Here is a 21,198-nt window from a genome sequence, read left to right as displayed (position 1 = left end):
ACCAGGCTTCAAAACCTGATTTCGCCCAAAAGATGATTTTTGGCAGCTGAGCGCCGGGGCCAGGTTAGGCGCGGCCCATCTGGCGCAGGAACAGCACGTGCGAGAGCACCGCCGTGCGCATGCGCGGGAATTCGTTGTAGGTCACATTGAACTCCTGGCAGGCCTGCTTGATGATCTTGCTGATGGCCGGGTAGTGCACGTGCGAAATTTTCGGGAACAGGTGGTGCTCCACCTGGAAGTTCAGCCCGCCCAGCAGCCACGTAACGACCTTGTTGTTGGTGGCGAAGTTGGCCGTGGTCTTGAGTTGGTGGATGGCCCACTCGTCTTCCAGCTGGTAGCTCGGCTGCTGCGGCACCGGGAACGTGGCCGGCTCCACGGTGTGCGCCAGCTGAAACACGAGGCTCAGCGAGAAGCCCGCCACTGCCGCGAAGATCAGGAAGCCGATAATCCAGGGCGTGAAGCCGACGATGTAAATGGGCAGGCCCACAAACAGCACCAGGTAGAGCGCCTTGAAGCCCCAGAACACGATTTTGTCGCTGGTTTCCATCTTTTTGATGGGCACCGAGCCGATGCTGCCCTTGAAATACTTCTGATAGTCCATCATGACCACCCAGGCCAGGTAGAACAGCGCGTACAGAAACCAGAAGTAGTAGTGCTGGTAGCGGTGCAGGGCGCGGCGCGGCTGCGTTTCGCTCAGGCGCAGCCAGGGCTGGGCATCGATGTCGTCGTCCACGCCGTCGATGTTGGTATACATGTGGTGGATCAGATTGTGCTTGGTGTTCCACATGTAGCTGTTGCCGCCAAACACGTTCAGGGTAAAGGCAGCCGCCTGGTTGAGCCACTTGTGCTCGGAAAAGGAGCCGTGGGCCCCGTCGTGCATCACGTTGAAGCCGATGGCGGCCCCTACCCCGCCCATCAACACGCACTCCAGAATGGCCCAGCCGGCCGAGGGCGTGAAGAATACCAGGTGGATGTAGAGGAACAGCAGCGCGGCGGTGAGTAGCGCGGCCTTGGTAAAGAGGGTGGCGTTGCCGGTCGTCGGCTTGCCAGCCTGCTCGAAGTACTCGTTGACGCGGCGCTTCAGCTCGAAGTGAAACGATTCTTTCTGCCGGACGGCGGCAAACTTGGGTACGGACATGCGGGGTGGGTAAACGGTATTGGGCAGCAAAGGTACGGCGGAAAGCCGGCTCGAATTGAGTAGTTACCGTGGACCTACGCAGCAGTGTCGGGCCTGGTTTGGCCGCGCTGGAAAGGGGCGTGCGGCTGATACCAGACGCGCCGCCGGCAAGGGTCGTTCCGTTCTGCCGGCCTTTCCCGGAGCTATTGCTTGCCTGCAGGTAGCCTTCGGTTAGCAGCGTCGGCCTCCTTCCGGACCGCCGCCACGCCCTGCCCACTTTACAGAAGGCGGTTTCTGCCGCCGCGCCTATTGGAATGGCCAGCCCCTTCTGCCACGCACAAAAATTCATCGGCCCATCAGGAGTGCTTACCGCCCAAAGTGCGGCGTTGAAGGGGCAAAACGGCCCATCGAAGCCGGTGTGTGCCGACGGCACGAGCAACTACAACCAAACTTTGCCAGTATCCCGTTGGACAAAACCAACCACACCTGATCATGAGCTACCTTAAAGTGGGCCAGGACGCCCAAGGCCGCGACGTTAATCTATTTTACCAGGACTGGGGCCAGGGCGACCCGGTTATCCTGATTCACGGCTGGCCCGCCGACCACCAGATGTGGGAGCACCAGTCGCACGCGCTGCCGCACTACGGGAAGCGCGTCATTGCCTACGACCGCCGCGGCTTCGGCAAGTCGGACAAGCCCTGGAACGGCTACGACTACGACACGCTGGCCGACGACCTGAAGGCCCTGATCGAAGGCCTGAACTTGCAAAACGTTACGCTCGTGGGTTTCTCGATGGGCGGCGGCGAGGTGGCACGCTACATGAGCCGGCACGGCGGGGCCCGCGTGAGCAAGGTGGCGCTGGTATCGGCCGTGACACCTTACCTGCTGAAAACCGACGACAACCCCGACGGCGTGGACCAGTCGACCTTCGACGACATCATCGAGGGCCTGCGCAAGGACCGCCCCGACTTCCTGCAAACCTTTGGTAAGCAGTTCTACGGGGTGGGCGTCATCAGCCACCCCGTTAGCCAGGCCACCCTCGACTGGATGCAGATGCTGTGCCTGCAGGGCGCCCCGCACGCCACCGAGGAATGCGTGAAGGCCTTCAGCGGTACCGATTTCCGCCAGGACCTGCAAAGCATCACGGTGCCTACGCTCATCATTCACGGCACCGACGACCAAACCGTGCCCATCAAAAACAGCGGCGACCGGACGGCTCAGATGCTTCCCCAGGCTACCTACATCCGCTACGACGGCGAGCCGCACGGCCTGTTCGCCACCGCTGAAGGAAAGAACCGCCTGACCGACGACTTGCTGGAGTTCCTCGGCGCCGGTGCCAGCGCCGGTTCCCGGTATACCGGTGCGCGCGAGCCGCTGGTGTAGCCAACACTTCTTACCGGCAAGCGGCCCCGCAGAGCTATCTGCGGGGCCGTTTTGGTTTGGGCTGGTCGCTTGAGCTACCGGCACGCGGAAGCGCAGAGCACAAAAAAACCGGGCAGCAGAGGCTACGCCGGCGTCAGTTTAAGTAAGGGTGCCAGGTCTGGTCGATGGTACCGGCACTGAGCTTGAGGAAACTCGCGAGGGTAGGTTTCCTGGGCTTCTGCCTGACGATGAGGCCTGCTTCTTCGGGCGTTTTGTGGCCTTTGGCGTGGTTGCAGCGGGCACAGGCCGTCAGCAGGTTACCCCAACTCGAGTCGCCGCCCCGGCTGCGGGGCATCACGTGGTCCAGCGTCAGGTTCTTGGTAGAACCGCAGTACTGGCACTCGAAGTTGTCGCGCTTCATGATGTTGTGCCGGCTCAGCGCAATGCCTTTGTACGGCACGCGCACGTAGCGCTGCAGCTTGATGATGCTGGGCTTGGGGTAAGCCTTGCTGACGGTGCGCAGGAAGGCGCCTTCCTTGTTGGCAATCAACTCGGCTTTGTCGAGGTAAAGCAACACGAAGGCCTTCTGCACGCTGCAGAGAGTAATGGCAGTGTAGTCGCCATTAAGCACGAGCACTTTTTGGTCCATACGCACGAGGTGGTAAACGGCCGGAACTAGCGGTAAGCTAGGGGTTTCCGCTCGTTTACGCAACCACCACGTGCTGGGGTTGGTTCAAAGTCCAGCCGGACGGGCTGGCGGCAAAACCGGCTGCCGGGCGAGGCGCCACCAGCATCCTACTCGGGCAGCAGGCGCTTGATCAGGCGCAGCTTGTGGGTATACTTCTGCCGCTGCCGGTTGTAGATGCCGTTGTGGTCGAGCGGGTCGATGCGCACCTCGCCGCTGGCGTGCAGGATCTGCTGGTCGTCGAGCAGCATGCCCACGTGGATGATGTTGCCCTCGGCGTTGTCGAAGAAGGCCAGGTCGCCGGGCTGGGTCTGGGCCACGAAGTGCACCACGCGGCCGTGGTCGATCTGCTGGCGGGCGTCGCGGGGGAGCTGCACGCCGATGAGGCCGTAGAGCTGCTGCATCAGGCCGGAGCAGTCGACGCCGAACAAGGTGCGGCCGCCCCAGAGGTAGGGTGCCTTCAAAAACAGCTGCCCGGCCTTGAGCAGCAGGGCCGTGCGCTTGTCGGTGGGGCCGTGCAGACCGTGGCCGTTCTGGGGGTTGGTGGCGGCCCCGTTGTAGAAGTAGCTGTCGTCGCCGAGGCGCAGCGTCATGCCGTCGAAAAAGGGTAGGCGGGCGCCGAGGGTCACGGGGATGCGGGCGGCGGCGCTGCTCACCACCTGCACCACGTCGAGGCTGCGCGGGTGGTCCTGGGCCTGCCAGGCCGCCAGGTACTCCGCCGACACGGGCTGGTGCTGCTTGGGGTCCATCCAGCCCACGTAGTTATCGGCCGCGGTGCGAATCTGCTGCCAGTTGCCCTGGGTAAGCAGCACGCTGTAGCAGTCGCCGAACAGAAGCTGGGTAACGATTTCGGCTTTGTCCGAAGGTTCGGCGCGCACCGGCACGACGCTCAGGGCGCAAATTCCGTGGTCCAAGACGGTGAGATGGTGAGTTGGTGAAATGGTGAGCGGTTGTTCACCATGCGCAAAGCAGGCAATTATGCTCGTTCACGCTGTAAATAATTACGCGAAGCTCCCGCTTAAAACGCAGCCGGCCAAACATCCATCGGAAAACTCCCCATTTCACCAGCTCACCATCTTACCTAATACTGGCTGCGGTCCATTTCGCGCTTCTGGTCCTTGGCTTTGATGTCCTCGCGCTTGTCGAAGAGCTTCTTGCCTTTGGCCAGGGCTATTTCCACCTTGGCAAAGCCCCGCTCGCCGATGAAGATGCGCAGCGGAATGATGGTCAGGCCTTGCTCCTGGCCTTTGGCGTGGAGTTGGCGCATCTCCTTTTTGGTGAGCAGCAGCTGGCGCGCCCGGGTGGGCTCGTGGTTGTTGTAAGTGCCCTGGGTGTACTGGGCGATGGTCACGCCGTGCAGCCACAGCGTGCCGTTCGAGCCGAAGGTGCAGTAGCCGTCGGTGATGTTGCCGTTGCCGGTGCGCAGGCTCTTGATTTCGGTACCTACCAGCACCATGCCGGCGGTGTACTTGGCCAGGAAGGAGTATTCGTAGCCCGCGCGGCGGTTTTGAATGTTGACGGAGCGCGGGGTAGCTTCTTTGGCTTTAGCCATATCGGAAGTCGGGAGGCCGGCCCGCAGGGAGCCGGGTAAATCGTGAGAAATTCGGCGCGGGGCTGGGGTCAGCGGGGCGCCGCGGCCAGGCCGGCCTGCAGCCGGGCCATGTCGGCCTGCAGGCTGGTTTTGACTTGCTGCAGCCCGGCGCGCACGGCTTGTACGTAGACGACGCGGCCGGGGCTTATGTAATTGGTTTTGCTGAAGAGGCTGCCCAGCGCCTTAGCCTGGCCCTGCCCGCGGTAGCTGCCCACTAGGCGGCGCTGCCGGTCCAGCACGTCCAGCTTCACGTCCACGGTCATGCGGGTGCGCGAGTACGGCAGGCCCAGCAGGTTGAGCCCCCCGTTGGTGGCTACCGACAGCACCGTCCAGCCCCAGCCCGATCCTTTGTCCACAATGGTGGTCGTGAGCACCAGGTAGCAGCTGGGCGTACCGTAGGGGTCGGTCAGGGTTTCGCGTACTTCCCGCTCAAACAGCGTGTTTACGTCGCGGGAGCCGCCGCGCGGCCCGGCGGCGCCCAGCCCGGGGGCGCCGAGCTGGATAATCCAATCGGTTTGGGCGGCGGGAGTGGCCGTGGGCAGCCGCGGCGTGAGCACGCCCGGCGTGGGCTCCAGCAGCCGGGGGTCGAAAGACTTGCAGGCCGGCAGCAGGCTAACAGCGGCCAGCACCAGTAGCCCGTTGCGTAAACGCATTGACATAAAGAGCGAATAAATGGCCGCCAAGATACAACGCCTGCCTTGCGCACGGCCGCCTTAATCGGCGGCGCGCAGGGCGGCAAAGCGGGCTTCGAGTTTTTGCTTATCCACGATGCGCTGCCCGGTGCGGCCCGTGGCCACCAGCCGCGCGCCCACGCGGGCCTCCACGGTGCAGGTCAGCTCGCGGCCGTGCAGGGCGGCAAAGGTCGCAGTCAGCTCCACAGTTTCGCCCTCAAAGGCCGGGGCGTGGTGCTGCACTTCCACCATGGTGCCGATGCCCTCCTCCCCTGCCTCCCGCATCCGCAGCACGAACAGCCGCCCGGCCCACTCCATCTCACGCGTCAGGGCAAAGGTGCTCAGCACCGGGTGCACCAGCCCGCCACCCGCCTCGAAGTGGGCGAAGTCGGCCGCGACGACGCGGTAGTGGTGAATTTGCTGGTCGCCGGGGCGGAAGGGGTTGGTCATATCAGAACGTCATGCTGAGCTTGCCGAAGCATCTCTACCGCTTCGTTGAGTTCAGCGAGCTGGGGCTTCCGCTAATCCACGCAAGATGTCTAATCGATTGACGGGAGCATTCGGGGAAAAGAAGGCGGGAATGGTATGCATATTTCTCCGCGGACGATTTAAAAACTCGACGGGCCACTCAGTCAACCGCTGTTTCTTGACATGAATGAATTCGCCAGGTTCCGCTTCATCTATGTATTCCGCTTGTACTACAAGAGCTAATGGCTGTTCTGCCCCCCTATTTGATTCTGAATAGGCAAGAGCTTCTTCATATGTCTCGAACACATAGTAGTAGTCATTGCCGTCCTCAATGTCAGACGCACCATCATGTGGATGGCACCAAACCCGATATTCTAGCACATCATCCCAAACGTATCCACCACCCGTGCTTACAAGAGCCGGATAAGTACCTAGTAAGCTGGAGTCTTTAACGGTTGGATATTTTGACATCGGAAACTGATTGAGTTACGAAACACAACGAAGCGGTAGAGATGCTTCGGCAAGCTCAGCATGACATTCTGATATTCGTTACGCCAGCTTCAGCCGCGGGTCCGGGCTGGCCAGCTGATCGGCAAAGTCCCCGGCCTGATACTGGAAGTGCGCGGCCATGGCAATCATGCCGGCGTTGTCGGTGCAGTATTGGAAGGCGGGGATGAACACCTGCCAGCCCAGCTCCCCGGCCAGGCGCTGCAGCTCGGCGCGCAGGCCGGAGTTGGCGGCTACCCCGCCGGCAATGGCAATGTTGGTCAGGCCGTAGTCCTTGGCGGCGCGGCGCAGCTGGCGGATGAGCGTTTGCAGGATGGTGTGCTGAATGCTAGCGCAGAGGTCGGGCAGGTTTTCCTCGATGAACCGGGGATTCTGCTGGGTTTGCTGGCGCAGGAAGTACATCACGGCCGTTTTCACTCCGCTGAACGAGAAGTCGTAGCCGGGCATCTGGTTCACGGGGAACGGGAAGCGCAGCGGGTCGCCCTGCTGGGCCAGCTTGTCGAGGCGAGGGCCGCCGGGGTACGGCAGGCCGAGCAGTTTGGCCGTCTTGTCGAAGGCTTCGCCGGCGGCGTCGTCCTGGGTCTGGCCGATGATTTCCATGTCCAAGGGGCTGCGCACCACCACCAGCTGGGTGTGGCCGCCGCTCACCGTGAGGCACAGGATGGGAAAAGCCGGCCGGGGCTCCTCGATGAAGTGCGCCAGGATGTGGGCGCGCATGTGGTTTACGGCCAGCAGCGGCTTGCCCAGGGCCAGCGCGAAGCTCTTGGCAAACATGCCACCCACCAGCAGGGAGCCCAGCAGGCCGGGGCCCTGGGTGAAGGCCACCGCGTCGAGCTCTTCCTTCTGGATGCCGGCTTTGGCGAGGGCCGCCTGCACCACCGGCAGGATGTGCTGCTGGTGGGCGCGCGAGGCCAGCTCGGGCACCACGCCGCCGAATTGCTCGTGGACCTGCTGCGAGGCCACCACATTGGCCAGGATGTTGCCACCGGCAATGACGGCCGCGCCCGTGTCGTCGCACGACGACTCAATGGCGAGAATGATGGGATGCTCCATGTTGAACTGCAGAACTGATAAACGAAGATAGGACGGGCGGGCACCGGTTTAGCCACCGGCGTAACCGGTGCCCGCCTTCGGGCAGGCTTTCCGCCTGCGCCCGGCGTTTGGCGGAAAGCCCGGAACCGCTGCCACCCTGTTCCTCGCAGGCTGAAAACCTGCTTTATTTTGGGCGCCGGTTACGCCTGCGGCCAAATCGGCGCCAGCTAGGCCAGCGCACTTCACCGCTAATTGGCTTTTTTTGCAGAATATCCGTTGGGTGGGGGCGTATAAGCATCCATCCCGGCGGCGTTTACGTCTTCGTGCCGGGGCTCATTGCCGCCGACACGTTTTTCCCTTCCGTCCCAACCCGCGTGCAAGTTATAAAGGTCATCCTGAAGGTCCTGCTTGGGCTCGTGCTGCTGCTGGCGCTGCTGCTCGGGGCAGCCGTGCTGGCCTTGCGCGTGCCGGCGGTGCAGACGGAGGTGGCCCAGCGCGCGGCGGCCCTGGTCTCCGACAAGCTGCAGCAGCCCGTCAGCATCGGGCGGGTCGACATCCGGCCGTTTACGAAGGTGGTGCTGGAGCGCGTGCAGGTGCTCGACCGGCGCGGCGGCAACCTCTTCTACATCGGCGAGCTGGAAGCCGACATCAGCACGTTCTCGGTTTTTTCGCCCAACAAGCTTTACCTGAGCAAGGTGGTCCTCACCGAGCCCCGCTTCGAGCTGGTGACGTACCCGAACTCGCCCAACGAGGAAACCAACCTCGACGAGTTCCTGACTGCCTTCAAGCGCCTGCTCGGCGCGCCCGACACCACCCAGGCCAGCAAGCCCTTCGACTTCAAGGTGGAAACCGTGGGCCTGCGCAACGCCCGCTTCGTGCTCGACCGCAAAAACGTGCCGCGCGTGCCGGAGTACGGCAAGTCCATGGACTACGCCCACATGTACATCGACAGCGTGTACGTCGACCTCTCGCGGATCTGGTTTCGGGGCGACACGATTCACGCCCAGGTCGACGGGCTGCGGGCGGTGGACCTGCCCTCCAAAACCCGTCTGCGCGAGCTGACGGCGGACATGACCTACGCCTCCAAGTTCTGGGAGTTTGAGAAGCTGAACCTGCGCGTGGGCCGCAGCCGCCTGCGCGACTACGTACGCTTCGATTACCAGCACTTCCTGAATTTCACCGACTTCAACGACTCGGTCAAAGTCACGGCGCGGCTCAAGCCCAGCCGGGTGTATTCCGACGACATTGCCCTCTTCGCCCCGCAGCTCTGGGGCTGGGGCGAGCAAATCCTGATTGCGGGCGAAGCCAAAGGCTACGTGCGCAACTTCGCCGCCAAAAACCTGGACCTGCGCTACAGCAACGGCGGTACCCGCATCATCGGCAACGTTTCGGCCCAGGGCCTGCCCGAGTGGAAGGAGACCTTCGCCGAGCTGCGCCTGCGCCCGGGCACCGTGGTCAACCCCCGCGACTTGCAGCCCATTCTGCCCGCCAGCGTCTACCCCTACTTTCAGCGCCTGGGCACCGTCACGCTGAACGGGCAGTTCCTGGGGTTCTACAACGACTTCGTGGCCAACGGTGACTTCAAGACCAACTTGGGAGCCGTGACGGCCGACGTGAACCTGAAGTTCAAGACCGACCCGCGCAACTCCAGCTACGAGGGCACCGTGCGCACGGCCGGCTTCCAGCTCGGCAAGTTGCTCGGCGACGAGTCGCTGATCCGCGACGTAGCCGTGAACGGCAAGGTGGCCGGCGTGGGCTTCGACCTCGAAGCCGCGCGCCTGCAAACCAGCGCCACCATTGCCAGCGTGTGGCTGAAGGGCTACCGCTACCGCAACATCACCGTCACCAACGGCCGCCTGACCCGGCAGGAGTTCGATGGGCAGCTGCGCATCGACGACCCGAACCTACGCCTGGCCGGCGAAGGCACCGTGAACTGGGCCCGCGGCCGGCAGGCCTTCGACCTCGTCGGCGACGTGCGCCACGCCAACCTGCAGGCCCTGGGCCTCACCCGCCAGCCGGTGGTGGTGAGCACCCAGGCGGACGTGCGCTTTCAGGGCCTGACGCTGGACGAGCTGCTGGGCCGCATTCACCTGCGCGACACCCGCCTGACGCTGCAGGGCCGCTCGGTGCACCTCGACACCCTGGATGTGCTAGCCACCCGCCGCGACGGCGACCGGCTGCTGGCCATGCGCTCGGAAGCGTTTCGGCTGCGCGCCCGCGGCAACTACCAGTTTTCGCAGGCCCTGCGCGACGTGCAGCAATTGGTGGAGGAGTACCGCCTGAACTTTGCCGGCGACGCCCGCGCCACCGAGGCCTACTACCGCCGCAAGCGCCGCCAAACCATCCCCGACTACAACATCAACCTGACGCTGGACCTGCGCCGGGCCAACCCGCTGCTGCACGTGTTCGTGCCCCAGCTCAGCATCAGCGACTCGGCCCGCGTGGAGGGCTCTTTCCGCAACGGGGCCACCTCCATTCTGCAGCTGAACGGCACGGCCCGGTCCATCCAATACGACAGCATTCGGGCCGAGCAGGTGGCCTTCGACCTGCTCACCTCCAAGCTGCCCGACGCCCCCGACGTGCTGGCCCAGGCCAGCGCCACCAGCGCCCGGCAACGCCTGCCCGGCCTGGGCGCCACCGAGCAGTTCTACGCGGAAGGCGTGTGGGACCAGGACAAAATCAACTTCTCTTCCTCGCTGGCACAGACGGGCACCACCAACCGCGCACAAGTCAACGGGGCGCTGGACTTCCTGCCCAACGCGGTGCAGATTGTGTTTCGCCGCTCGGGCGTGAACCTGCTGGGCCGCGAGTGGACCATCGCGCAAGACAACGCCATCGTCATTGCGGGCGGCGGCCACGAAATCACGGTGCCCAACTTCTCGCTTTCCAACGGCCGGCAGCTGATTCTAGCCACCGGCGAGGTATCGGAAGACCCCACCCGCACCCTGCACTTGGAGGTGAAGGACCTGGAGCTGGGTACGCTCTCGCAGCTCACCCGGCAAAACATGCGCGGCCGCGTGAATGCCACCGGCGACGTGCGCGGCGTGTTTGGGCAGCTCGTGTCGGCCGCGCGCCTGACGGTGGATTCCCTGTACTTCGACAACACGCTGATCGGCGACGTGGCGGGCGTGGCCAACTGGGACAACCAGGCCAGCCGCCTCGGCACCAACCTCTCGGTGACCCGCGACGGGCAGAACGTGCTGAGCGTGGCCGGCACCATTGCCCCTACCGGCCCGGCGCAGGAGCAGCTCAACCTGACCGGGGCCCTGAACGACGCGCCCATCAAGCTGGCCGAGCCTTTCTTGGCGGGCGTGCTCACCAACCTGGGCGGCACCGGCCGCGGCACGCTGCGCCTCACCGGGCCGTTCTCGGCGCCGTCGCTGCGCGGCACGGTGGACGTGAGCAAGGGGCAGCTGACCTTCGCCTACCTGAACACGACCTACACCTTCGACGACCAGATCCGCTTCTTCGAGGACCGGATGTTGTTCCGCAACATCCGCCTGCGCGACGTGCTCGGCAACTCCGGCACGCTGGACGGCTCGATTTACCACCGGGGTTTCAACGACATGCGCCTGGCCCTGAAGGCCAACTTCCGCCGCCTGCAGGTGCTCAACACCACCCGCCGGCAAAACGAGCTGTACTACGGCACGGCCTTCGCCACCGGCGACGCCACCGTGACGGGCCCGGTGGACAACCTGGTTATCAACGTGCGGGCCCGCAGTGAATCGGGCACGCGCCTGGCCCTGCCCCTCGACAACGCCACCACCGTTTCGCAGGCCAGCTACATCAAGTTCGTGAACCGCAACCTGCCCGACACGGCGCAGACCGCCACCACCACCCGCGCCCCCGTCGACCTGTCGGGCATCCTGCTCAACGCCACCTTCGACGTGACGCCCGACGCCTACATGGAAGTGATTCTGGACGAAACGACCGGCGACGTCATCCGCGGCTCGGCCACCGGGCAGCTGCGCATGAACATCGATACCCGGGGCGAGTTTAACATGTACGGGCAGCTGGAAGTGGTGCGCGGGGCCTACAACTTTACGCTGCAGGGCCTCGTGAACAAGGAGTTTCAGGTGCGGCCCGGCGGCACGCTCACCTTCAACGGTGACCCGATGCAGGGCCAGATGGACGTGACGGCCACCTACACCCAGCGCACTTCTTTGGCGCCCATCCTGGGCAGCAGCGAGGACGAAACTTCCTCCAGCGGCTTCGCCAGCGTGACGGCGGTGATGCACCTGACGGGCGACATGCTGCTACCGCGCATTCAGCTCGGGCTGGAGTTCAACGACGCGCCTTCATCGGCCGAGGGCCAGCTCACTTCCTTCCTCTCGAACATCCGCAACGACGAGCAGGAGCTGAACCGGCAGGTGTTTTCACTGCTGTTGTTCCGGCAGCTCACCTCGCTCGGCGGCTTCAACAACGCGGCCCTGGCCAGCGGCGGCAACGCGGTACAGAATAGCCTCGGCCAGATCCTGTCCACGCAGCTGGGCCTGCTCACCTCGCAGATCGACCAGAACCTGGAAATTGCCTTCAACCTCGACGGCGTTACCCAGGAGGAGCTGCGCAACCTGCAGGTGCGCCTGAGCTACAGCCTGTTGCAGGGCCGTCTGCGGCTGACGCGCTTCGGCGGCATCACCAACAATAGCCCTACCGGCGGCAACGGCGGCGCCAACCCCACCAACCAGACTTCCCTCATCGGCGACATCGGCCTGGAGTACTTCCTGCGGCAGGACGGCAAATTCCGGGTGCGCCTGCGCTACGAAACCACTCCGCGCGACATCGGCGTGCAGAACCAGGCCCGCGCCGGCCTCTCGGTGGTGCACACCGAGCAGTTCGACAACCTCACCGAGCTGTTTGCCCGCAAGCGCCTGCGCCGCCGCGAGCAAGCCCGCCGCAAGGCCCGCGAGCAGCTCATCATCGACGACGACCCGCGCACGGCCCTGTAAATGGCTAAATGGCTGAATGGTTAAATGGCTGGTCGTTCTGGCACCGCGAGAACAATCAACCATTTAACCATTCAGCCATTTAACCATTCATTACTTTTGCCCCAATGCCCCAGTTCCGCCCCGCCCGCAAGAAGAAGCTTGGTTCCTATCCGTATACCATGGTGGTGTTCAGCATCACCATGGCCCTGCTGGTGGTGGGCCTGTTCGGGTTGCTGCTGGTGCACGCGCACAAGATTTCGGGGGTGGTGAAGGAAAACCTGGAAGTCCAGGTGTTTCTGGAGCGCAACCTGCCCGAAACCCAGCTGCTGCGCCTGCAGCGCACCCTGGCCCAGAAGCCGTACATCGCCTACCGCCTGGACCAGCCGCAGGTGCGTTTCCTCTCCAAGGAAGAGGGCGTGCGGCAGTTTGTGGACCGCACCGGCGAGGACCCGATTGAGCTGCTGGGCGACAACCCGCTGCGCGACGCGTTCATCCTGCGCCTGAACCCGGAGTTTTCCGATTCGGTGCAGCTGCGCCGCATCAGCCAGGATCTGCAGCAGCAGCAGGGCGTGTTTGAAGTGACGTACCCGCAGACGCTCATCACCTCAGTCAACGAAAACATCCGCAAAATCAGCGCGGTGCTGCTGGGCTTCGCCGTGCTGCTGACCCTGGTGGTGGCGGTGCTCATCAACAACACCATCAAGCTGGCCCTGTTCTCGCAGCGCTTCCTGATCCGTTCCATGCAGCTGGTGGGCGCCACGTCCTGGTTTATCCAGAAGCCCTTCCTGCGCCGGGCCACCTGGCAGGGCGTGATGAGCGGGGCCCTGGCGGGCCTGCTGCTGCTGGCCCTGCTGCAGTACGCGTACTACTCGCTGGAAGAGCTGCACCTGCTGCGCGACGACCGCCTCATTGGGGCGGTACTGGTGGCCCTGCTGGTGCTGGGCGGCGTCATCGGCTTTTTCAGCTCCTACCGGGCCGTGCGCAAGTACCTGCGCATGTCGCTGGATGATCTGTATTAGGGCTATGGTTAAATGGTCGAATGGTTAAATGGCTGACCCTCCTTCCTCCCCACGCAAGTACCTGCGTTTGGCCGACATCGAGTGCTACCGCATTAGCTTTGCGTTGAGCAACGCGGTGTGGGCTCAGGTAACCAGCTGGCCACCCATGGCGCAACGCACCGTCGGCGAGCAGTTTATTCGGGCCGTTGACAGTGTTTCGGCCAACATTGCGGAGGGTTTTGGCCGTTATGGCAAGAAAGATAAGATCAAATTTTACCGGATTGCCCACGGTTCCCTATTCGAAGCCTTGGACTGGAACGAAAAAGCCAAGGTGCGTCAGTTGTCTACCCCGGAACAGTACACCCACGTTTTTCAAGAACTTCAACGGCTCCCTAAAATGATCAATGCCTTGGTGAAGTACACCAACAGCCATTTGACCATTTAGCCATTTGACCATTTAGCCACATGTCTCCTCGTTTTGCCTTCGGGCCGCGCAACTACCGCCTGATGTTTCTCGGGCTCGGCCTGCTGGCCGCCGGTTTTATCACCATGAGCCTCGACGGCGAGGACTACGGCGAAGGCTTTCTGGGCCTGACGCTGGGTCCGCTGCTGCTGGCGGCCGGCTTTATCGTGGAGTTTTTTGCCATCATGGCCAAGTCGGGTCCGGCGCCGAGCGCCACGCCGCCCGCGGCCCCCGCGCCCGGCACCCCGCCCCAGTCCACGGCCCCAGCTGCCCCCGTGCAGCCCACTTACCAGCGCCGCTAAGCTTACCGGATGAATTACTGGCACGCCCTGCTCCTGGCCATCGTCGAGGGGCTGACTGAGTTTTTGCCCGTATCGAGCACCGGGCACATGATCATTGCCTCGGCGCTGCTGGGCATCCCCCCCACGGCGTTTACCAAGCTCTACCTGGTCGTCATTCAGCTCGGCGCCATCCTCTCGGTGCTGGCCGTGTACTGGAAGCGCTTTTTTCAGAGCTTCGACTTCTACCTGAAGCTGCTGGTGGCCTTTTTGCCCATCGTGGTGGTGGGCCTGCTGCTCAAAAAGCACATCGACACCCTACTAGAGTCGGTGACGACGGTGGCCGTGTCGCTGCTGATCGGGGGCATCGTGCTCACGTTCATCGACCGGCTTTTCCCGCAGGAAGACCCGCAGGAGGGCGGCCACCCGGTGACCAACCCGGGCTGGCGGCAGGCCTTCGTCATCGGTCTGTTCCAGTGCATTGCGGTGGTGCCGGGCGTCAGCCGCTCGGCGGCCACCATCATCGGCGGCCTCTCGCAGAAGCTCACGCGCCGCGCCGCGGCGGAGTTTGCCTTCTTCCTGGCCATGCCCACCATGGCCGCCGCCGCCGCCAAGGACCTGCTGGACTATTTTCAGGAAGGCAATACCCTGTCGGGCGAGCAGATTAAGCTGCTGGCTTTCGGCAACGTGGTGGCGTTCGTGGTGGCACTGCTGGCCATTCGCCTGTTCGTGGGCTTTGTGGCGCGCTACGGGTTCCGCGTCTTTGGTATTTATCGCATCATCGTCGGGGTCATCCTGCTGCTGATGCTGGCCCTGCAGATTCCCCTTCAGCTGGTATAAGTATGAGCCCGTCGTTTCCGCCCCGCAAGCCCACGCGCCCCGAGCCCGAACCCGAGCCCGGCGAAGTACTGCTCATCGACAAGCCCCTGCGCTGGACCTCGTTCGACGTGGTGAAGAAGGTGAAGTACGCCCTCAAGCCGCGCAAGATCGGCCATGCCGGCACACTCGACCCGCTGGCCACCGGCCTGCTCATCCTGTGCACGGGCAAAAAAACCAAAACCATCGACCAGATCCAGGCGCAGGAAAAGGAGTACACGGGCGTCTTTCGCCTGGGCCAGACCACGCCTTCCTTCGACCTGGAAACGGCCGTCGACGCGGAAAAGCCCTGGCAGCACCTCACCCGCAAGGAGCTGCTGGCCGCCGCCGCCAGGCTCACCGGCCTGATCGAGCAGACGCCCCCGCTGTTTTCGGCCGTGAAGATCAACGGCGAGCGGGCCTACGAGGTAGCCCGCCGCGGCGACACGGCCGAAATCAAGAGCAAGACCGTCGACATCAAGGCTTTTGAGCTGCCCGACATCAACGGCGCCGACGTGCATTTCCGCATCGTGTGCTCCAAGGGTACTTACATCCGCAGCCTCGCCCGCGACTTCGGCGAGCTGCTGGGCTGCGGCGCCCACCTCACCCAGCTCGTACGCACCCGCATCGGGGAGTACCGGCTGGAGGATGCGCTGAGCATGGCCGACATCGAAGCCCGCCGCCCGCCGCGCCCGGAAGGCGAAGCCGAGCGCCCGCGCCGCGAACGGATACCCCGCCCGGAGCGCCGCCTCGGCCTGGAGCACTACGATGCCACCCAGCAGCAGGCCGCTGAACCCGACCCCGACCAGCCTTAATTTCCCGCTGCCATGCGCCGTGCTATTTTTCCGCTGTTGGTTTGGGGTCTGGGCCTGCTTAGCCCGGCCTTACGGGCGCAGTCGGCGGCTACCCAACCCCGGAAAGCGCAGTTCTTTACCGACGACGTGCGCTACTTCTGGCAAGCGTACGACGCTTGGCGGGGCGGACAGCCCGGTAATCCGTTTGCTGCCCTTTATACGGCCAAAGCCAGCATCGGCGCCCGCATCCTACTCGACAAGAGCGGCCTGGCCCACCCGGACTCCCTGCTGCGGGTGGTGCAGCGCCGCCGCGCCGATTACGAGCGCGCCCGGTCCGCTTCCTTGCGCATGTCCGAGGCCGTGCCGCAGTGCCGCGCGTCGTACCGGGCGCTGAAGCGGGTGTACCCGGCCGCGGTGTTTCCGCCCGTGTATTTCGCCGTTGGGAGCTTTTTGGTGGGCGGCAACTCCGTGCCCGAGGGGCAGCTCATCGGAGCGGAAATGAACGAGCCGGCCCACATTGCCCCCTTGGTGGCACACGAGCTGGCTCATGCCCAGCAGCGCATCTCTTACAAGTACCGGATTTTGCTGGAGCAGTGTCTGATCGAAGGCGGCGCCGACTTCCTGGCCGAGCTGATTTCGGGACGCCCGGCTGCCGGACCAAACTACGACTACGCCCGGGTCCGCGAGCAGCAACTCTGGCAGGAGTTTGAACGCGACCAGAACCTGGGCGAAAACGACAGCTTTGCCCTCTGGCTTTACGGCGGCGAGCGGCCCGCTGGGCGCCCTGCCGACCTGGGCTACTGCCTGGGCTACCAGATTATCAAAGCCTACTACCGCCGCGCCCCCAACAAGCGGCAGGCCGTATACGACCTGCTGCACATCCAAGATGCTCGGGAATTTCTGCGCCTCAGCGGCTACGCCACTTCGTTTCACTAAGCCACCTTCGTTCTTCTGCTTTCCCCTTATTGCCCATGCAAGTTGTCCGTGACCCCGCCGCGTTTCCGCGCCTGACCAATGCCGTGGTAACCAGCGGCACCTTCGACGGCGTACACCTGGGCCACCAGAAGATTCTGCACCGCCTGCAGGAGGTAGCCCGGCAAACCGGCGGGCCGAGCGTCGTCATCACCTACTGGCCGCACCCGCGGCTGGTGCTGGCCCCGCCGCTTTCCCACCCCGAGCCCAAACCCCTGCACCTGCTCAACACCCTGGAGGAGCGCATCGAGAAGCTGGAAGGCTACGGCGTCGACTACCTGCTGATTGTGCCGTTCACCCGCGAATTTGCCGAGTGGACGTCCGAGCAGTACATCCGCGAGCTGTTGCTCGGCACGGTGGGCACCAGCAAGCTGGTCATCGGCTATGACCACCGCTTCGGCAAAAACCGCGAGGGCAGCTTCGAGTACTTGCGCGAGCACGCCGCCGAATACGGCCTTGAAGTGGAGGAAATTCCGCGCGAGGACGTCGATGCGGTGGGCGTGAGCAGCACCCGCATCCGCCGCGCCCTGGAGGCCGGCGACGTGGCCACGGCCTCGCGCTACCTCGGCTACGACTACCCGTTCACGGGCACCGTGGTGCGCGGGCAGCAACTCGGGCGCACGATTGGGTACCCCACGGCCAATATTCGCTCGGCGGAAGCGTTGAAGCAGGTACCGGGCCGCGGCGTGTACGCGGTCATGGCCACCACGGCGGCCGGCACGCGCCACCCGGCCATGCTCAACATCGGCGTGCGGCCCACCGTGGGCGGCGACGTGCAGGAAACCGTGGAGGCCCATTTGCTCGACTTCGACGGCGACCTGTACGACCAGCTGCTGACGGTGCAGTTTGTGGCCCGCCTGCGCGACGAGCAGAAGTTTAGCGGCCTCGACGCGCTCAAGGCCCAGCTGGCCCTGGACGCCGACGCGGCCCGCCAACACCTGGTCGGCGGCTAAGCCGGCCCGGATTTTGTACCCTAGCTCCTTCTATGAAGAATTTTTTGCGGATGTTTCTGCTAGGCTGCGGGCTGCTGGCCGGCACCGCCGCCCAGGCCCAGGGCAAGCTCAGCGGCGTCGTCCTCGACTCGCTCACGCAGCAGCCCCTGGAATTTGCCAGCGTGTTTCTGGCCAACACCACGTTCGGCTCCTCCACCAATGAGCAGGGCAAATTTGAAATAGCGCGCGTGCCGGCCGGCACCTACGACCTCGTCTGCTCGTACGTGGGCTACCGCCTTTCCAAGCAATCGATTACCGTGAGCGGCGGGCCCCAGCAGCTCACGCTGCTGCTGGCTCCGGTGGGCAACAAGATCGGCGAGGTGGTTATTAAGCCTGAGCCCAACAAGCCCGAGGAGTACCAGCAGTTTTCGCAGCTGTTTTTGGGCGGCACCACGTTTTCGGAGCAGTGCCACATCAGCAACCCGGAGGCCGTGCGCGTGTTTTTCGACGAGGAAGACAAGGTGCTGCGGGCCCGGGCCAAGGAGTACGCGCAGGTGGACAACGACGCGCTCGGCTACCGCCTGAAGTACTACGGCATGGAGTTTTCGTACGACCCGGAGGACGGCTCCGTCTCCTACTACGGCGAGCCGGTGTTCGAGGAAATGAAGCCCAAGGACGAGCAGCAGCGCCAGCAGTGGGCGGCTAACCGCCAAGCGGCCTACCAAGGCTCGTTTATGCACTTCCTGCGCAGCGTGTACCGCAACAAGCTGCGCACCGAGGACTTCATGGCCCAGCAGATCAAGGTGACGGTGAACCAGCGCTTCGGCCAAACCGACAGCCTGCGGCAGATGCTGCTGGAGCGCCACCCCGACGGCAGCGACCTGACCAAGGCCGAGAAGGACTCCCTGAGCCTGTGGAGCCGCTCGGGTCCGGTGTACGCCACGCTGAACCCCGCCGCGCTGCCCATCGACAGCATCCGCCGGGTGTCGGCCGACGGCAAGCGCGTGTACCTGCGCTTCACCGGCGAGCTGCAGGTGGCCCACTTCGGCGAGGCGCCCGACCCGCGCTACAAGCGGCCCATGTCGCCGCTGGGCGCCTCGCGCACGCCCTATCCGGCCAAGCGGCAGGTGTCGCGGCTGCGGCTGCAGGGCCGCGAGGCCGAAATCAAGGCCGACGGCTCGCTCATGAACCCGCTGGACGTTTCCGTGGGCGAGTACTGGGGGTTTGAGAAGATTGGGGAGTTTTTGCCCTTCGACTACGTGGTGCCGGCGGCCTCGGCCGCGCCCGCCCGCCCGAAGACGGCCCGCCCCTGACCCGGGGCCGTCCGGTTCGGCGACGACCGGCCGTTCCGCCCCGGCATTGGGCGGACCAACAAGAACCTGTAGGTTTGCGGGGCGCCGGGCAACTTGCCGGGCGCCCCGCTTTCTTTGTCCGGCGCCCCGGGCGCCGGGCGCCCATCTGCTCTTTTCCCATTCCCACTCCCCCATGATCAACAAAGTAGTGGCCGATGCCCAGGCCGCGCTGCTGGGCCTCACCGACGGTATGACGCTCATGCTCGGCGGCTTTGGCCTGTGCGGCATTCCCGAAAACTCGATTCAGGAGCTGCTGCGCCTGGGCGTGAAAAACCTCACGTGCATCTCCAACAACGCCGGCGTCGACGACTTCGGCATCGGGCTGCTCTTGCAGCAGCGGCAGGTGAAGAAGATGATTTCCAGCTACGTGGGCGAAAACGCCGAGTTTGAGCGGCAGCTGCTCTCCGGCGAGCTGGAAGTGGAGCTGATTCCGCAGGGCACCCTGGCCGAGCGCTGCCGCGCCGGCGGCGCGGGCATTCCGGCCTTCTACACCCCGGCCGGCTACGGCACCGAAGTAGGCGAAGGCAAGGAAAGCCGCGAGTTCAACGGCAAGATGTACCTGCTGGAAACGGCCCTGCACGCCGACTACGCCCTGGTGAAAGCCTGGAAGGGCGACACGGCCGGCAACCTGATTTACAAGGGCACGGCCCGCAACTTCAACCCGATGATGGCCGCCGCCGGCAAAATCACGGTGGCGGAGGTGGAGGAGCTGGTGCCCGCCGGCGAGCTGGACCCGAACGAGATTCACACGCCCGGCATCTACGTGCAACGCATCTACCAGGGCCAGCACTACGAGAAGCGCATCGAGCAGCGCACGGTGCGAGCCGCTGTCAGCTAACCTGCCTCTTTCCTTCAGCCCCATCCATCATCCGCATCCTGTGAAATCCGCTGCCTACGTTCTGCTGCTCGGCCTGGCGTGCCACGGCGGTGCTTACGCCCAGACGGCGACGGCCCCGGCCAAACCCCGGAGCGCGCCCGCGCGCAGCCAGCCGGCAAAGCCCGGGCAGCTAACGGGCCTCGACGAGCTGCTGCAGGCGTACACGGCTGCCGGCCAGCTGCCCGGAGCCATTGCCCTCGTCGTGCGCGACGGGCGGGTGGTTTACCGCAAGGCCTTTGGCTACGACGACGTGGCGGCGCAGACGCCGCTGCGGCCCGAGGCCATCGTGCGCATTGCCTCTCAGACCAAAGCCGTGACGAGCGTGGGGCTGATGTTGCTCTACGAGGAAGGCAAGTTTCAGCTCGACGACCCGGTGTCGAAGTACCTACCGGCGTTTGGGCAGCCGCGGGTGCTGGCGACCTTCAACGCCCAGGACTCCAGCTACACCACCGTGCCGGCCCGGGGCGAAGTCACCATCCGGCAGCTGCTCACGCACACCTCGGGCATCGGCTACCCGGCCATCGGCAGCCCGGAAGCCCGCGCCATCTACGCCAAAGCGGGCATTCCAAGCGGCATTGGCACGCCCGGCGGCACCCTGGCCACCGCCATGGATGCGCTGGGCCGGCTGCCGCTGCTGCACCAGCCCGGGGAACGGTTTACCTACGGGCTGAGCGTGGACGTGGCGGGCCGGTTGGTCGAGGTGCTGAGCGGGCAGCCGCTCGACCAGTTTCTGCGCCGTCGCCTGTTCGAGCCGCTCGGCATGCGCGACACCTACTTCTACCTGCCCGCCGACAAGCAGACCCGGCTGGTGAGCCTGTACACCGAGGACGCCGCGAAGGCCCTGGTAAAAACGCCCGCTACCCCAGCCTTCACGCCCGACTACCCCAAGCGGCCGGGCACGTATTTTTCGGGCGGCGCGGGCCTTTCTTCCACCATCGACGACTACGCCGCGTTTCTGCAGATGCTGCTCAACGGCGGCCAGCACCAGGGCCGGCGCCTGCTGAAGCCGGCCACCGTGCACCTGATGACCACGAACCAGATCGGCCCGCTGGAGCAGGGCCGCAACAAATTCGGGCTGGGCTTCAGCATCACCACGGCCGCTACGGCCGCGGAGTCGGGCCTCTCGGAGGGCAGCTACGAGTGGGGCGGCATCTTCGGCACCACGTACTGGGTCGACCCGACGCTGAACATCGTGGCCCTGCTCTACACTCAGAAATACCCCAACACCACCGCCCGCGACCTGCCCGCCAAATTCAAGCAGCAGGTGCGACAGGCGGTGACGGCCGCCCCCGGCGCGCCGGCCAACTAACTTCCGC

Annotated in this window: 20 protein-coding genes; 12 read left to right on the top strand and 8 right to left on the bottom strand. The window is 64.4% G+C overall.

Features of this window, described 5'->3' with window-relative positions; translation table 11 throughout:
* Positions 1–64 precede the first annotated feature (64 nt).
* The gene (locus ACYVKQ_RS20635; protein ID WP_460677255.1) at positions 65–1,138 is read right to left on the bottom strand and encodes a fatty acid desaturase family protein; all 1,074 of its coding nucleotides are present in this window, start codon (positions 1,136–1,138) and stop codon (positions 65–67) included.
* Positions 1,139–1,609: 471 nt separating this feature from the next.
* Between ACYVKQ_RS20635 and ACYVKQ_RS20630 the strand changes: the two genes are divergently transcribed.
* On the top strand, positions 1,610–2,500 hold the full coding sequence (locus tag ACYVKQ_RS20630) for an alpha/beta fold hydrolase (RefSeq protein ID WP_460677254.1): 891 nt from the start codon (positions 1,610–1,612) through the stop codon (positions 2,498–2,500).
* Between the two features lie 133 nt (positions 2,501–2,633).
* On the opposite strand, the gene ACYVKQ_RS20625 is transcribed toward ACYVKQ_RS20630, so the two are convergent.
* The 7 genes from ACYVKQ_RS20625 to tsaD all read right to left on the bottom strand — a co-directional run bounded on the left by ACYVKQ_RS20625 (position 2,634) and on the right by tsaD (position 7,454).
* Positions 2,634–3,128: an HNH endonuclease gene (locus ACYVKQ_RS20625; protein WP_460677253.1), complete on the bottom strand. Its 495-nt coding sequence runs from the start codon at positions 3,126–3,128 to the stop codon at positions 2,634–2,636.
* A gap of 146 nt (positions 3,129–3,274) precedes the next feature.
* The gene (locus ACYVKQ_RS20620) at positions 3,275–4,078 is read right to left on the bottom strand and encodes a C40 family peptidase (protein WP_460677252.1); all 804 of its coding nucleotides are present in this window, start codon (positions 4,076–4,078) and stop codon (positions 3,275–3,277) included.
* A 167-nt stretch (positions 4,079–4,245) separates the two neighbouring features.
* Positions 4,246–4,716: an SsrA-binding protein SmpB gene (gene smpB / locus ACYVKQ_RS20615; RefSeq protein ID WP_460677251.1), complete on the bottom strand. Its 471-nt coding sequence runs from the start codon at positions 4,714–4,716 to the stop codon at positions 4,246–4,248.
* Positions 4,717–4,784: 68 nt separating this feature from the next.
* The gene (locus tag ACYVKQ_RS20610) at positions 4,785–5,414 is read right to left on the bottom strand and encodes a hypothetical protein (protein ID WP_460677250.1); all 630 of its coding nucleotides are present in this window, start codon (positions 5,412–5,414) and stop codon (positions 4,785–4,787) included.
* A 54-nt stretch (positions 5,415–5,468) separates the two neighbouring features.
* Positions 5,469–5,876: a thioesterase family protein gene (locus ACYVKQ_RS20605; protein ID WP_460677249.1), complete on the bottom strand. Its 408-nt coding sequence runs from the start codon at positions 5,874–5,876 to the stop codon at positions 5,469–5,471.
* Between the two features lie 51 nt (positions 5,877–5,927).
* A complete protein-coding gene (locus ACYVKQ_RS20600) occupies positions 5,928–6,365 on the bottom strand; it encodes a hypothetical protein (RefSeq protein ID WP_460677248.1) in 438 nt (145 codons plus the stop codon).
* 78 nt (positions 6,366–6,443) lie between these two features.
* Positions 6,444–7,454, bottom strand: a complete 1,011-nt coding sequence (gene tsaD, locus ACYVKQ_RS20595) for a tRNA (adenosine(37)-N6)-threonylcarbamoyltransferase complex transferase subunit TsaD (RefSeq protein WP_460677247.1) — start codon at positions 7,452–7,454, stop codon at positions 6,444–6,446.
* A gap of 353 nt (positions 7,455–7,807) precedes the next feature.
* Here tsaD and ACYVKQ_RS20590 point away from each other — a divergent pair, with 353 nt between their 5' ends.
* The 11 genes from ACYVKQ_RS20590 (at position 7,808) to ACYVKQ_RS20540 (ending at position 21,191) form a co-directional block, all read left to right on the top strand.
* On the top strand, positions 7,808–12,382 hold the full coding sequence (locus ACYVKQ_RS20590) for a translocation/assembly module TamB domain-containing protein (protein ID WP_460677246.1): 4,575 nt from the start codon (positions 7,808–7,810) through the stop codon (positions 12,380–12,382).
* A 104-nt stretch (positions 12,383–12,486) separates the two neighbouring features.
* On the top strand, positions 12,487–13,380 hold the full coding sequence (locus tag ACYVKQ_RS20585; RefSeq protein ID WP_460677245.1) for a cell division protein FtsX: 894 nt from the start codon (positions 12,487–12,489) through the stop codon (positions 13,378–13,380).
* Between the two features lie 28 nt (positions 13,381–13,408).
* Positions 13,409–13,804, top strand: a complete 396-nt coding sequence (locus ACYVKQ_RS20580; protein ID WP_460677244.1) for a four helix bundle protein — start codon at positions 13,409–13,411, stop codon at positions 13,802–13,804.
* 20 nt (positions 13,805–13,824) lie between these two features.
* Positions 13,825–14,124: a DUF3098 domain-containing protein gene (locus ACYVKQ_RS20575; protein WP_460677243.1), complete on the top strand. Its 300-nt coding sequence runs from the start codon at positions 13,825–13,827 to the stop codon at positions 14,122–14,124.
* Between the two features lie 9 nt (positions 14,125–14,133).
* The gene (locus ACYVKQ_RS20570; RefSeq protein WP_460677242.1) at positions 14,134–14,940 is read left to right on the top strand and encodes an undecaprenyl-diphosphate phosphatase; all 807 of its coding nucleotides are present in this window, start codon (positions 14,134–14,136) and stop codon (positions 14,938–14,940) included.
* A gap of 2 nt (positions 14,941–14,942) precedes the next feature.
* Positions 14,943–15,770 carry a tRNA pseudouridine(55) synthase TruB gene (gene truB / locus ACYVKQ_RS20565; protein WP_460677241.1) on the top strand — a complete coding sequence of 276 codons (828 nt, stop codon included), beginning with the start codon at positions 14,943–14,945 and terminating at the stop codon, positions 15,768–15,770.
* A gap of 12 nt (positions 15,771–15,782) precedes the next feature.
* Complete coding sequence (locus ACYVKQ_RS20560; protein WP_460677240.1) at positions 15,783–16,685, top strand: DUF2268 domain-containing putative Zn-dependent protease; 903 nt, start codon at positions 15,783–15,785, stop codon at positions 16,683–16,685.
* 35 nt (positions 16,686–16,720) lie between these two features.
* Positions 16,721–17,674, top strand: a complete 954-nt coding sequence (locus tag ACYVKQ_RS20555) for a bifunctional riboflavin kinase/FAD synthetase (protein ID WP_460677239.1) — start codon at positions 16,721–16,723, stop codon at positions 17,672–17,674.
* Between the two features lie 32 nt (positions 17,675–17,706).
* Positions 17,707–18,966 (top strand): carboxypeptidase-like regulatory domain-containing protein, encoded by a 1,260-nt coding sequence (locus ACYVKQ_RS20550; RefSeq protein WP_460677238.1) that lies wholly within the window; start codon positions 17,707–17,709, stop codon positions 18,964–18,966.
* Positions 18,967–19,138: 172 nt separating this feature from the next.
* Positions 19,139–19,843, top strand: a complete 705-nt coding sequence (locus ACYVKQ_RS20545; protein WP_460677237.1) for a CoA transferase subunit A — start codon at positions 19,139–19,141, stop codon at positions 19,841–19,843.
* A 40-nt stretch (positions 19,844–19,883) separates the two neighbouring features.
* Entirely contained in the window at positions 19,884–21,191 is a 1,308-nt protein-coding gene (locus tag ACYVKQ_RS20540; protein WP_460677236.1) for a serine hydrolase domain-containing protein, read from the top strand.
* Positions 21,192–21,198 lie beyond the last annotated feature (7 nt).

Source organism: Hymenobacter coalescens, assembly GCF_054783195.1.
Note: the sequence above shows the minus strand (reverse complement) of the source record. Positions and strands in the feature narration are given on the sequence as shown.